This is a genomic window from Azoarcus sp. Soil_N_20 (assembly GCF_057656155.1).
Window position 1 is genome coordinate 290691 of the sequence record NZ_JBDGKX010000005.1, and the last position, 12504, is coordinate 303194.

Here is a 12504-nt window from a genome sequence, read left to right on the forward strand (position 1 = left end):
ATGATTCCAGGTGAATTGATGCCGGGCGACGGCGAGATCGAACTCAACGTCGCCCGCGCCACGCTGACGCTGCCGGTGACCAATACCGGCGATCGCCCGATCCAGGTCGGTTCGCATTACCATTTTGCCGAGACCAACGCCGCGCTCGCCTTCGACCGTGTGGCGGCACGCGGCTTTCGCCTCAACATCGCGGCCGGCACCGCGGTGCGCTTCGAGCCCGGGCAGGCGCGAACCGTGGAACTGGTGGCGCTTGCCGGTGCACGCCGGGTGTTCGGCTTCAATGGCGATGTGATGGGAGCACTCTGATGGCAAAGGTCACCCGCCGCGCCTATGCGGAAATGTTCGGTCCCACCACCGGTGACAAGCTGCGTCTGGCCGATACCGAACTCGTCATCGAGGTCGAACACGACTACACGATCTATGGCGAGGAAGTGAAGTTCGGCGGCGGCAAGGTCATCCGCGACGGGATGGGCCAGGGCCAGCAGGTCGCGGCCGAAGTCGCGGACACGATCATCACCAACGCGCTGATCGTCGATGCGGTGAGCGGCATCGTCAAGGCCGACGTCGGGATCAAGGACGGGCAGATCTGGAAGATTGGCAAGGGCGGCAATCCGGACATCCAGCCCGGGGTCACCATCCCGGTCGGTGCCGGCACCGAGGTCATTGCCGGCGAGGGCATGGTGCTCACCGCGGGCGGCATCGACAGCCACATCCACTGGATCTGTCCGCAGCAGATCGAGGACGCGCAGATGTCGGGCATCACCACCATGCTCGGCGGCGGTACCGGCCCGGCGACCGGCACCTATGCGACCACGTGTACGCCGGGCCCGTGGCACATCCACCGCATGCTCGAGGCCGCGGACGCCTTTCCGATGAATCTCGGCTTCTTCGGCAAGGGCAATGTCTCGCTGCCGGCGCCGGCACGCGAGCAGGTCGAGGCCGGGGCGATCGGGCTCAAGCTGCATGAGGACTGGGGCACCACCCCGGCGGCCATCGACAACTGCCTGTCGGTGGCGGACGAGTACGACGTGCAGGTGGCGATCCACACCGACACCCTCAACGAGTCCGGTTTCGTCGAGACGACGCTGGCCGCGTTCAAGGGTCGCACCATCCACACCTTCCACACCGAGGGTGCCGGTGGCGGCCACGCGCCGGACATCATCAAGGCCGTGGGTGCGCCCAACGTGCTGCCGTCGTCGACCAACCCAACGCGGCCGTTCACGGTCAATACCATCGACGAGCATCTCGACATGCTGATGGTGTGCCACCACCTCGACCCGGCGATTGCCGAGGACGTGGCCTTTGCCGAATCGCGCATCCGGCGCGAGACCATTGCCGCTGAAGACATCCTGCACGACACCGGCGCGTTCTCGATGATGTCGTCGGATTCGCAGGCGATGGGCCGGGTCGGCGAGGTGATCATCCGCACCTGGCAGACCGCCCACAAGATGAAGGTGCAGCGCGGCTGGCTTGCGCCTCCTGAACCAGGCCTCACCCCCGACCCCTCTCCCGGAGCGGGAGAGGGGGGCGACGTGTCGCCTGCAGTGCAGGCGAGTCGGTCAAACGACAACTTCCGGGTGAAGCGCTATATCGCCAAATACACCATCAACCCGGCGATCACTCATGGAATCTCGCACGTGGTCGGCTCGGTCGAGGAAGGCAAGCTCGCCGACCTGGTGCTGTGGCGGCCGGCCTTCTTCGGGGTCAAGCCGAGCCTGATCCTCAAGGGCGGCATGATCGCGGCGGCCGCGATGGGCGACCCCAACGCCTCGATCCCGACCCCGCAGCCGGTGCATTACCGGCCGATGTTCGGCAGCTTCGGCAAGGCGCTGAAGACCTCGGTGACCTTCGTCTCGCAGGCGGCGCTGACCAACCCGGCAGTGGCCGCACTCGGCCTGATGAAGCCGCTGGTCGCGGTGAAGGCTTGCCGCAACGTGAAGAAATCCGACATGGTGCACAACGGCGCCATGCCCACGATCGAGGTCGATCCCGAAACCTACGTCGTCCGTGCCGACGGCGAACTGCTGGTGTGCGAGCCGGCGACCGAACTGCCGATGGCACAGCGGTACTTCCTGTTCTGAAGAAGGACATCATGCCTGTCGCAGAACTTTCGTCCATCCCTGCCGCATCCCCGCCACTTCCGACCACCATGCTGTTGATCGAATCCCTGTATGACGGCCCCCGGGCTGCAACCGAAACCCTCGAACTCGACTTCGGCTACCGCACCAAGAGCCGTCTGCGGGCCAAACTCGGTAATGGCGAGGAGGTCGGCCTGTTCCTGCCGCGTGGCACCATCCTGCGCGGCGGGCAGAAGCTGCAGGCGCGCGATGGCCGGATGGTCGAGGTGGTCGCGGCGGCCGAGGACCTGCTCGAGATCCGCTGCGCCGATGCCTTCGAGCTCGCGCGCGCGGCCTATCACCTCGGCAACCGCCATGTGGCGGTGCAGCTCGGCGAAGGCTGGCTGCGCATCCAGACCGATCACGTGCTCGAAGGCATGCTGGTCGGTCTCGGTGCCGAGGTGGTGGCGATCACTGCGCCGTTCGAGCCCGAGGCCGGCGCCTATGCCCACGGTCACCAGCATCCGGGTGACAGCGGCGGCGCGCGCATTCACATGATGGGCGGACAGTGACGGCAGCGCCGGCCGCGGGCGCCAGCCTGCTGCCGCTCGTGCGCCTGCTCCAGCTCGCCAGCCCGGCCTTGCCGGTGGGCGCCTATACCTACTCGCAGGGTCTGGAATGGGCGGTCGAATGTGGCCGGGTGAGCACCGAGGCCGACGTCTCGTGCTGGATCGGCGACGTGCTCGAATGGGGTCTGGCGCGTTTCGAGGCACCGCTCGTCGCCTGCCTGATGGAGGCGTGGATGCTGGGTGATGACGCCGCGGTGATGCGGCTCAACGATGACTTCGTTGCCAGCCGCGAGACTTCCGAGCTGCGCGCCGAGACCGTGCAGATGGGTTACTCGCTGGTCCGCCTGCTGGTCGATCTGGACGCCTGGGCTGCGCTGCCGGGCTGGCGCGAACGCCTGCAGCGTATCGACACTCCGAGCTTTCCGGTCGCCTGGACGGCCGCTGCCGCCGCGTGGAAGGTGCCGGTGCAGGATGCGCTCGCCGCCTACCTGTGGGCCTGGCTCGAGAACCAGGTGATGGCTGCGGTGAAGGCGGTACCGCTGGGTCAGAGTGCCGGCCAGCGCCTGCTCGCCGCGCTCGGTGCGCGCATCCCGGACCTGGTGCCGCGCGCGATGAAGCTGGCCGAGGCCGACTGGAGCAACTACACCCCTGGTCTGGCGCTTGCCAGCAGCCATCACGAAACGCAGTATTCACGTCTTTTCAGAAGCTGATCTCGCGGAACGCCCAACCATGTCCATTCCAGCATCCCAGCCCTTGCGCGTCGGTATCGGCGGCCCGGTCGGTTCCGGCAAGACCGCGTTGACCCTGGCCCTGTGTCTGGCCCTGCGCGACCGCTACGACATCGCGGTGGTGACCAACGACATCTATACCGCCGAGGATGCCCAGTTCCTGGTGCGCAACGAGGCTCTGGCGCCCGACCGCATCATCGGCGTGGAGACGGGCGGCTGTCCGCACACTGCGATCCGCGAGGACGCCTCGATCAACCTCGAGGCGGTTGATCGTCTGAACCGGCGCTTTCCCGCGCTGGAGATCATCTTCGTCGAGTCCGGCGGCGACAACCTCGCGGCCACCTTCTCGCCCGAACTCTCCGATCTGACGATCTACGTGATCGATGTTTCCGCCGGCGACAAGATTCCGCGCAAGGGCGGTCCGGGCATCACCAAGAGCGATCTGCTGGTGATCAACAAGATCGACCTTGCCCCGCTGGTCGGCGCCTCGCTCGAGGTCATGGACCGCGACTCGCGCAAGATGCGTGGCGAGCGACCGTTCATCTTTTCCAATCTCAAGACCGGGCAGGGGCTGGCGGACATCATCGCCTTCGTCGAGCGTCAGGGACTGCTCCGTTCCGTGCCCGACTGAGATCGTCCACCCATGGTTTCCAGCTTTTCGCTATGGTCGGCGCGGTGACCGCAGACACCGCCCGGGGCACGACTTTGGTCAGCTCATTCCACCCGTCGTCCGGGATGCAACACACTGCGCAACAAGGTGTTGCGCGGCGGTCGTTCGAGTAGGCAAAGCACCTTCCCTTGGTTTAGTATCCGCTGAAGTTTCACACCATCACCAAGAGGAAGAGAACATGAAAGCGTTTGTTGCTGTCGCGGTTGCTGCCGGCCTTCTTTCTACCGCCCCCGCCTTTGCTTCGGCCGAGCTGGCCAAGGCCAAGAACTGCATGGCCTGTCATGCGGTGGACAAGAAGCTGGTCGGCCCCGCCTACAAGGATGTGGCTGCCAAGTACGCCGGCCAGAAAGACGCGGTCGCGATGCTGGCAACGAAGGTGCAGAAGGGTGGTGTGGGCACCTGGGGCCAGATTCCGATGCCGCCCAACCCGCAGGTCAGCGCCGATGAGGCCAAGAAGCTGGTGGAGTGGGTCCTGACACAGAAGTAATGTCGAACGGGCCGGGGTCGATGCCGGCCCTTCTACGCTACCGAAGCCGGCACAGTGCCGGCTTTTTTACGTCCTTCAGGACAGCATCGGGGTGCCCGGCGCCTGATTGAGCCAGGCCGTCGCCCGGCCGGCCGGCGCGGGGTGGGCAAACAGATAACCCTGCATCACGTCGCAGCCGAGGGCGCGCAGGGTTTCGACCTGTTCGGCGCGCTCCACGCCTTCGGCAATCAGGTGCAGACCGAAACCGCGGGCGATGCCGGTAATGGCGGAAATGATCGGATTGGTCGACGGACCATCGAGATCGCGCACGAAGCTGCGGTCGATTTTCAGGGTGCTGACCGGGAATTTCTGCAGGTAGGCGAGCGCTGAATAGCCCGTGCCGAAATCGTCGATCGCCACACTCAGACCGGCCTCGCGCATTGCGCCGACCTTCGCGGCCACGCCGGCCGTGTCCTGCATCATCATGCTCTCGGTGATCTCGAGTTCGACCCGGGACGGCGGCAGGGAATGCCGGCGCACGCAGTCGGTCACCATCGCCACCACATCCTTGCGGTCGAAATCGTGAGGCGAAAGGTTGAGGGACATGCGCAGGTCGTCGAAGCCGGCCAGGCGCCATTGCGCAAGCTGGCTGCAAGCCTGCTCGAGGACCCAGCTGCTGATGTCGCCGATCAGGCCCATTTCCTCGGCCACCGGAATGAAGGTGGCCGGGCCGATCTGGCCGTGAGTCGGATGATTCCAGCGCAACAGGGCTTCCATGCCGACCACACGTCGTTCCTGGAGACTGACCTGGGGTTGGTAATAGAGCTCGAACTCCTCACGGCCGAGGGCGGTCCGGAGGTCGTTCTCGAGCGTGATCCGTTCGCGGTAGTGGGTGTTGAGCACCGGATCGAAGAAACGGAAGGCGTTCTTTCCCGAGCGCTTGACCTGGTACATCGCGATGTCGGCATGCCGGGTCAGGTCCTCGGCGGTGTCGCCGTCGCGCGGGAAAAGTGAGATCCCGATGCTGACCGTTGCGCGGAAATCGCCATGGTCGAGCCGGAACGGCGGCGTCAGGGCCTCGACGATCTTGCGCGCGATCATTTCGACATCTTCCGGATGGTTGATGTCGGGCAGCAGCACGGTGAATTCGTCACCGCCCAGGCGTGCCAGGGTGTCGCCACGGCGCAGCGTGGTCGACAGCCGGGCGGCGATGCCCCGCAGCAGGGCGTCGCCCTCGGCATGGCCGAAGGTGTCGTTCACCAGCTTGAAACGGTCGACGTCGATGAACATGACGGCCAGCGCACCGGTGCGTCGCTGTGCCTGGGCAATGGCCAGTTCGAGCCGGTCCTTGAACAGCACCCGGTTGGGCAGGCGGGTGAGCTGGTCGTGATAGGCCTGGAAGGTGATGATCTCTTCGGCGCGTTTGCGCTCGGAGATGTCGCGGGCCACGCCGTACAGCCCGGTCGTGCCGCGACCGTCCCGGTCCGGCATCGGGATGCCGGTGAGCGAAACCGTAATGCTCTCGGAGCCACCCTCGGCGAGCGTTTCCCGATTGCGCCGCAAGCGCAGTTCGATGTTGAAGGTCTCGCCCGGGGTATTGCCCCGCGAGAACATCACGCTGTTGATGCGGTCGATGTCTTCCGGCATCACCAGGGTGGAGAACGGTCGCCGCATCAGCGACGCGCGCTCGTAACCGAGCAGCAGCCGTACCCGGGGGTTGATGTAATTGAAACGGCCTTCGAGATCGAGGGTGAAGATCAGATCCGGAGAGCTCTCGACCAGGAAGCGGTGCAGGCGCTCGGACGCACGCAGGCGCTGGCTCATCGTCCGGTTGGCGCGTTCCAGCGTGGTCTTGTGCAGGGTGCTGTCGACCGCACGCTGCAACTGGGCCACGTGGTAGGGCTTGCGTACGTAGTCGTCCGCGCCGCGGCGCAGGGCGCCGATCGCGGCGTCGATCGCGTCCTCGCCACTGATGACGATCACCGCTTCCTCACGGTGATGGTTGCCCAGCCAGTCGAGCAGTTCGAGGCCGGTGGCATCGGGCAGTCGATAGTCGAGCAGGACGAGGTCGTAACGTTCCCGCTCGAGCAAGGAAACGGCCTCGGCAATGCTGCCGCATTCGGCAAAGCTGCGCCCTTCGCGTGCCAACACGAGTGGCAGTGTACGCCGCAGCGACGCATCGTCGTCCACAACGAGGATGCGGCACACGTCGCCAATGGCCTCTGTTCCGGCGGGTCTGGCGAAGAAAGGCTGTTCTCCCGGTATGACCATGCTCTCCCGGTGGGCAGAAATCTGCTGTAACACTTTCAGGATAATGCAACAGTCAGGCCGAATGTTCCAGCGGAATGAAGATCTGGAAGCTGGTACCGTTCCCCGGCTGGCTGCGACACAGGATGGACGACCTCCATTGCGACAGGATGTCGCGTACTACCGAGAGGCCTATTCCCTGATGTTGTCCGCCCTTCTGGCTGGCGCGGACATCGAATAAATTGGCGAGGCGATCCGGCGGCAGTCCCGGGCCGTTGTCGATCAGGCGGATCTCGGCGCACGAATGGCCGTCGACAATGAGTTGACCCGCAAGTGATACCGATAGGCGCCCGCCGGGCTGCAGTGCTTCGGACGCATTGCGCAGCAGATTGAGCAGCACCTGTTTGAGTGCCGACGACGGCATGGCGACGCGCGGTATGCCGCTGGCGGCACGCAGTTCGAGCTGGATGTCGCGGTTGGTGAACAGGGTGTCACCGTAGAGTGCCCGCATCTCGTACAACAGGTCGACCACGTTGCAGTGGGCGGATTCGGTCTCTTCGGTCGGAAGATTGCCGGCCTGACGCAGCAGGTTGCCGATGCGGTCCAGTTCGGCGTTGAGCAGACCCATGTCTTCCTGCAGGGTGCCATCTTCCGGATGGTTCTGGCCGAGCAGGCTGAGGCGGGTCTTGATCACGGTCAGCGGGTTGCTTGCCTCGTGAGCGATGCGGCGGACGTGATCGCGGAAGCGGGCGTGCATTTCCGTTTCGCGCGCAGCCACGCTGGCACGCTGGCTTTTGGCGGCAAAGATGGTGCGTCCGGCGGCACCGAGCAGTTCGGCGATCAGCCACCGTGTGGCGGGATCGAGGTCCTGCTCGTGGTCGAGTCCGACGACGACGACCCCGCCGTAGGGTGGAATGTGCAAGGGCAGACAGCAGAACCCGCGCTGGCCGAGCCAGCGCACCAGATGCCAGTCGCGCACGCTGCGGCCGGGTTTGCTGCCAACAGGAAAACAGGCGGTCGGCTGCCCGGTGCGCAGGGCCAGGGCGATACAACTGGTCTCGTCGTCTTCGCGCAGCGCGAGTTCCTCGGTCCATGCCGCTGGCGATGAGGGGCCGGCTCTCCACAGCGGATGCAGCACGCCCTCTTCGTCGGGGACGAGCACCAGAGGCAGTTCGCAATGGGCAAGCAGGGGGCAGGCGATCGCCAGCCGTTTGCTCGCGCTTTCGGCGTCGAGGTCGGCAAACGCGGCGACGATCAGACCGTGCAGCGCGGCGCTACGCAGGGAGTCGTCCTCGAGGAGCGCAGGGAGCTGATGAGCGCTTCGGGTCGCGATCAGCGCGGTCGAACCGCCACTGGCGGGCGCCGCCGGGTAGGCCGCGTGACCGGCGACGATGTAGCCGACATCGGTGCGCAGACTGATCAGGCTGGTGGTGCTCAGGCCGGTCAGGGACGCGACGTGCTCGACCCGCTGCTCCCAACCGTCGGCCGCAAGCTTGCGCGCTGCGGTCAGCAGGCCGATCAGCGGGTGCGCGCCGCGAACCTGTTCGTCGAGGAGGTCGCCGAGTTCGAGGGCATCGGCGAGTGTGCCGGGAAGCCCGCACTGCCGAACCAGGCGAGCGAGGTGTTGGCGGTGGTTGTCCAGTTGCAGCAGGGACGGGGTCGACGGGGTTCCATCGGGGTGGATGGACGGGGTATCGAACAGCGCATACCACAGTCCGCCGAGATAGGCTTCGTCCGGGCGCGCGTAGTGTGTTTCCAGTGCGAGGTGCAGCGCGCATTCGGCCACCACCAGGGCGTTTGCGCTGTTGCCGGCAGCGTCGGGTGCGTGCGCGCCGAGCAGCCAGGCCCGCAACAGGTCGGCGCCGAGCGCCTCCAGCCGGTGTCCCAGCATGCCGTTGAGACCATCGTCGAGCTCGCCTGCCTGCAGCGGCGCGGTCGATAGCAGCAGCAGACACAGGGCCGGATCGCGCGCAGCCACCAGGGCGACCTCCGGCCAGTTCGGCGAACGCGCTGCCAGCAGGCGCAGCACGGTCGCGCTGCTCTCCGGCGACGGATACAGGCGAAACGGGCCGGAGGGAGCCTGGGTCATGAACGATTGCCGGGAATGGTGGCGACGCCGCGAATTCTAGCGGTCACGCACGGGCTTGAATGTGACCGAATGCTCGGCCCGATTACGCTTGCAGGCTATCGGCGAACCCCAGTGCAACCAGTTGTGCACGATTGAGCTGTTCTGCGGCCAGATGCAGTTCGGCCGCGGCCTTGATCAGCGCCGTGCCGTCGAAATTCTCGCAATGGCGCGCCAGCCTGATGAACGGGGCGAATTCGCCCTGGTCGTAGAGGAGCGCGTCGGAGACCGCTGCGGGCAGGTGCATCTCGTCGAGCAGCGCCTGCATCGAGGTTCCGAGCAGCACGTGGAGGAGGGAAAAGGCGCCGGTGATGAACAGGTTGTCGCGCTCGGACTTGTCGAAGAAGCCGGCGCCGATTTCTTCCATGAAGCGGCCGCGGGTGATCGCCGTCTGCATCATTGCGGCGGCCCCCGGATCGCGGCTGGCGGTCACCAGCAGCAGCGACAGCCATTTGTGCAGGTTGGAGTAGCCGAGAATGCTGACTGCGTGGCGGAAGGACTGGATCTCGCACATCAGGCCGAACCCGGCCGAATTGATGTAGCGCAGCAGCTTGTAGGACAGCGCGACGTCCTGCTTCAGGACGGCCTCGATATCCCTGATTTCGCCGTTGTTGCGCACCAGGTTGAGCAGGCGGACGATCTGCGCATGGCCGGGCGACAGCTCCTTGGCCGGCGGATTGCCGTGCAGGAAGAACCAGCCCGATGCGCCGTCGTAGCCGGCGCCGACGGCCTGGCGGAACGCGGCGACATCGGCCAGGCCCCACGCGAGGCTGAGGCCGGGCGAACCGGTGGGAGCAGGATGCTTGCGCGCATCCATCAGCACGAAGCGCCAGTCGACGTCGGGTGGCAGCGCCGTGCCATGGGCGAACCAGGTCAGGCACACGCTGATCCCGGCCGCCCGCAGCTGGGGGAGCAGGGCCCGGGTCTGGGCATGGGCCAGCGCCTGGGCCGGAATTTCGACCATCGCATTGGGCGGGGCGGTCCAGTTCATCAGGTCCGGGGTCGGGACCAGGCGGCCGAGGCTGACGAAGACCGGGTGGTGGCTCGGCCAGATGTCGGCCAGGCTGTTGAGGGTGTCGACCACCGCGGCAATGTTCGGCCCCTGGGCGATCAGGCGGTTGGCAGTGATCGCCCGGTTCTTGTTGACCACGGGTTCGCGGGTAAGGAAGGTGGTCTGGCTCATGGTCCTGGCTCAGCTGTTCGGCGTGGCGAAGGTGAAGGCGTCGGCGAAGAAGGCGTGCTCGGCGAGACCGCGTGCGCCGACGAAACCGTCGCGCGCCGCATCGATCATGGCAGGTGCGCCGCAAGCATAGACCTCGTGACCGGAGAGATCGTCGAAATCGCTCATGACCGCTTCGTGCACCAGCCCGCGGCGGCCGCCCCAGCCGTCATCCGGGGTGCCGTCGGAGATCACCGGGACATAACGAAAACCCGGAAGCGTGCCTTCCCAGCTGCGGGCCAGCGCATCCATGTACAGCCCGGCCGGGCTGCGGGCACCCCAGTAGAGCGTGATCGGGCGCTTGAGGCCGACGTGGAGCGCGTGCTCGACCATGCCCTTGATCGGGGCGAAACCGGTGCCGCCTGCCATCATCACGATCGGCTGGGCGCTGTCCTCGCGCAACCAGAAACTGCCCAGCGGCCCCTCGAAGCGCAGGATGTCGCGCTCCTTCATGGCAGTGAACACATGGCCGGTGAAGCGGCCGTCGGCGATCAGGCGCACGTGGAGCTCGAGATGGGCGTTGTCGTGCGGCGCATTGGCGATCGAGAAGCTGCGGCGCTGACCGTCCGCCAGCAGGATGTCGACATACTGGCCGGCCCGGAACTGGAACGCTTCGCTGGCCGGCAGCTTGAGTTCGATCACCATCACGTCGTCGGCGAACCGTTCGAGTTTCTGGACCCGGCACGGCAGCTTCTTCACCGGGATGTCGCTCGCCCGCGATACGTTGCGGGCCTCGAGCACCAGATCCGACCTTGCCCGCGTGCGGCAGAACAGGGTGTATCCGGTGTCGCGGTCGGCGTCGGACAAGGCGCCTTCCGAGTAGGGGCCGAGCTCGACCTCGCCGCTGAGCACGCGGCCCTTGCATGCGCCACAGGCACCATCTCGGCAGCTGTAGGGCAGCAGCAGGCCGGCCTCGAGCGCAGCTTCGAGCACCGTCTGGTCGGGTTCGGCGGAGAAGGTGTGACCGCCGGGCTGGAGCGAAATCTGATACGACATGGGGCGTGAGATAATGCGCAAATGAAAACAGTTCTGGTCGTCGGGTGTGGCGATGTGGCGCAGCGTGCGATTCCGTGGCTGGTGCGGCGGTTTCGCGTGTGCGCGCTGGTTCGCCATGCAGAAGCCGCCCTCGACGTACGCCGGCTCGGCGCCGTGCCCTTGTTCGGTGATCTGGACGACCGCCGCAGTCTGTCACGTCTGGCCGGCGTCGCCGACGCCGTTCTGCACTTTGCACCCCCGCCGGCACAGGGCAAGACCGATCCCCGTACCCGTCATCTGCTCGCTGCACTTGCAAGCCGCGGAAGTCTACCACAGCACCTCATATACATAAGCACGACAGGGGTTTACGGCGATTGCGACGGGGCGTGGATCGATGAGACCCGGCCCTGCCGGCCGCAGACCCCTCGCGCCCGGCGGCGAGTCGATGCCGAGCGCCAACTGCGTGCCTTCGGCCGCCGCACCGGGGTGGCCGTCTGCGTGCTGCGGGCGCCGGGCATCTATGCCACGGATCGCCTTCCGCTGGAGCGTATCCACCGCGCCGCGCCGGTCCTGCACGCCGACGAGGATGTCCATACCAATCATGTCCATGCCGACGATCTCGCCCGTCTGGCCGTCCTTGCGCTGTTCCGCGGCCGCAGCGGGCGGGTGTACAACGCGGTGGACGACAGCCGATTGCAGATGGGGGCCTATTTCGATGCGGTGGCTGACGCCTTCGGCCTGCCCCGGCCGCCGCGCGTGAGCCGGGCCGAGATCATCGGTCTGCTGCCGCCGATGACCCTTTCCTTCATGTCGGAATCGCGTCGTATCGGCAATCAGCGCATCCGGCGGGAACTGCGCGCCGGTCTGCGCTATCCGACGGTGACCGAGGGCCTGGACGCGGCGCGGCAGGCCCACGGTATCCTTCCGCCAACGACCCGATCGACGGAGTAGAAGAAACACATGCTGACCCTGAAAGCGCTGCACATCGTCTTTGTCACCAGCTGGTTCGCAGGGCTGTTCTATCTGCCCCGCCTGTTCGTGAATCATGCAATGGTCGAAGATGCCGCGACCCGCGAGCGACTGGCGCTGATGGAACACAAGCTATACCGCTTCATGACCCCGCTCGGCATCCTCGCCGTCGGTCTCGGGCTGTGGTTGTGGTTCGGCTACGCGGACATGATCGCGATTGGCGGCTGGCTGCACCTCAAGACCACGCTGGTGCTCGGGCTGATCGGCTATCACCTGTACTGTGGCCGCCTGATGCGCGATTTCGCCGCCGGGCGCAATACCCGGAGCCATGTGTGGTTCCGGGTATTCAACGAGATCCCGGTGGTGGTGCTGTTCGTGGCAGTGTTCCTGGTGGTCCTGAAACCGTTCTGATAGCTTGAGCATCAACCCGCCGCGCGGATCATCGCGCCGGGCGCGCGGACAGGCCGCTGGAACAAGGA

General features: G+C 66.0%; 12 protein-coding genes. 8 read left to right on the plus strand and 4 right to left on the minus strand.

The genetic code is table 11. The features are described from left to right. The 6 genes from AC3A35_RS12665 to AC3A35_RS12690 all read left to right on the plus strand — a co-directional run bounded on the left by AC3A35_RS12665 (nt 1) and on the right by AC3A35_RS12690 (nt 4511). Complete coding sequence (locus AC3A35_RS12665; RefSeq protein WP_487436464.1) at nt 1–306, plus strand: urease subunit beta; 306 nt, start codon at nt 1–3, stop codon at nt 304–306. After that, nucleotides 306–2081: an urease subunit alpha gene (locus AC3A35_RS12670; RefSeq protein ID WP_487436465.1), complete on the plus strand. Its 1776-nt coding sequence runs from the start codon at nt 306–308 to the stop codon at nt 2079–2081. The genes AC3A35_RS12665 and AC3A35_RS12670 overlap by 1 nt, the downstream gene beginning before the upstream one ends. Before the next feature lie 11 nt (nt 2082–2092). Continuing rightward, complete coding sequence (ureE, locus tag AC3A35_RS12675) at nt 2093–2629, plus strand: urease accessory protein UreE (RefSeq protein ID WP_487436466.1); 537 nt, start codon at nt 2093–2095, stop codon at nt 2627–2629. Next, nucleotides 2626–3336: an urease accessory protein UreF gene (locus AC3A35_RS12680; RefSeq protein ID WP_487436467.1), complete on the plus strand. Its 711-nt coding sequence runs from the start codon at nt 2626–2628 to the stop codon at nt 3334–3336. The genes ureE and AC3A35_RS12680 overlap by 4 nt, the downstream gene beginning before the upstream one ends. A 19-nt stretch (nt 3337–3355) precedes the next feature. After that, entirely contained in the window at nt 3356–3985 is a 630-nt protein-coding gene (gene ureG, locus AC3A35_RS12685; protein WP_487436468.1) for an urease accessory protein UreG, read from the plus strand. A gap of 217 nt (nt 3986–4202) precedes the next feature. Continuing rightward, entirely contained in the window at nt 4203–4511 is a 309-nt protein-coding gene (locus AC3A35_RS12690; protein WP_487436469.1) for a c-type cytochrome, read from the plus strand. 75 nt (nt 4512–4586) lie between these two features. Here AC3A35_RS12690 and AC3A35_RS12695 read toward each other — a convergent pair whose 3' ends face one another. The 4 genes from AC3A35_RS12695 to AC3A35_RS12710 all read right to left on the minus strand — a co-directional run bounded on the left by AC3A35_RS12695 (nt 4587) and on the right by AC3A35_RS12710 (nt 11077). Continuing rightward, nucleotides 4587–6761, minus strand: coding sequence for an EAL domain-containing response regulator (locus AC3A35_RS12695; RefSeq protein ID WP_487436470.1), 2175 nt, complete (start codon nt 6759–6761; stop codon nt 4587–4589). Nucleotides 6762–6813: 52 nt separating this feature from the next. After that, nucleotides 6814–8826, minus strand: a complete 2013-nt coding sequence (locus tag AC3A35_RS12700) for an ATP-binding protein (protein WP_487436471.1) — start codon at nt 8824–8826, stop codon at nt 6814–6816. 82 nt (nt 8827–8908) lie between these two features. Continuing rightward, a complete protein-coding gene (locus tag AC3A35_RS12705; RefSeq protein WP_487436472.1) occupies nt 8909–10045 on the minus strand; it encodes an EAL and HDOD domain-containing protein in 1137 nt (378 codons plus the stop codon). Between the two features lie 9 nt (nt 10046–10054). After that, on the minus strand, nt 10055–11077 hold the full coding sequence (locus AC3A35_RS12710; protein WP_487436473.1) for a CDP-6-deoxy-delta-3,4-glucoseen reductase: 1023 nt from the start codon (nt 11075–11077) through the stop codon (nt 10055–10057). Between the two features lie 21 nt (nt 11078–11098). On the opposite strand from AC3A35_RS12710, the gene AC3A35_RS12715 reads away from it, so the two are divergent. Together AC3A35_RS12715 and AC3A35_RS12720 are read left to right on the plus strand one after the other, a co-directional pair. Then, nucleotides 11099–12007, plus strand: a complete 909-nt coding sequence (locus tag AC3A35_RS12715) for an SDR family oxidoreductase (protein ID WP_487436474.1) — start codon at nt 11099–11101, stop codon at nt 12005–12007. Between the two features lie 9 nt (nt 12008–12016). Next, the gene (locus tag AC3A35_RS12720; RefSeq protein ID WP_487436475.1) at nt 12017–12436 is read left to right on the plus strand and encodes a CopD family protein; all 420 of its coding nucleotides are present in this window, start codon (nt 12017–12019) and stop codon (nt 12434–12436) included. Nucleotides 12437–12504 lie beyond the last annotated feature (68 nt).

Excerpts from the sequence above, each read along its gene's own strand:
- AC3A35_RS12700 (WP_487436471.1), bottom strand. The coding sequence starts at position 8,826 with ATGACCCAGGCTCCCTCCGGCCCGTTTCGCCTGTATCCGTCGCCGGAG.
- ureE (WP_487436466.1), top strand. The coding sequence starts at position 2,093 with ATGCCTGTCGCAGAACTTTCGTCCATCCCTGCCGCATCCCCGCCACTT.
- ureG (WP_487436468.1), top strand. The coding sequence starts at position 3,356 with ATGTCCATTCCAGCATCCCAGCCCTTGCGCGTCGGTATCGGCGGCCCG.
- AC3A35_RS12665 (WP_487436464.1), top strand. The coding sequence starts at position 1 with ATGATTCCAGGTGAATTGATGCCGGGCGACGGCGAGATCGAACTCAAC.
- AC3A35_RS12690 (WP_487436469.1), top strand. The coding sequence starts at position 4,203 with ATGAAAGCGTTTGTTGCTGTCGCGGTTGCTGCCGGCCTTCTTTCTACC.
- AC3A35_RS12705 (WP_487436472.1), bottom strand. The coding sequence starts at position 10,045 with ATGAGCCAGACCACCTTCCTTACCCGCGAACCCGTGGTCAACAAGAAC.
- AC3A35_RS12715 (WP_487436474.1), top strand. The coding sequence starts at position 11,099 with ATGAAAACAGTTCTGGTCGTCGGGTGTGGCGATGTGGCGCAGCGTGCG.
- AC3A35_RS12720 (WP_487436475.1), top strand. The coding sequence starts at position 12,017 with ATGCTGACCCTGAAAGCGCTGCACATCGTCTTTGTCACCAGCTGGTTC.
- AC3A35_RS12695 (WP_487436470.1), bottom strand. The coding sequence starts at position 6,761 with ATGGTCATACCGGGAGAACAGCCTTTCTTCGCCAGACCCGCCGGAACA.
- AC3A35_RS12670 (WP_487436465.1), top strand. The coding sequence starts at position 306 with ATGGCAAAGGTCACCCGCCGCGCCTATGCGGAAATGTTCGGTCCCACC.
- AC3A35_RS12710 (WP_487436473.1), bottom strand. The coding sequence starts at position 11,077 with ATGTCGTATCAGATTTCGCTCCAGCCCGGCGGTCACACCTTCTCCGCC.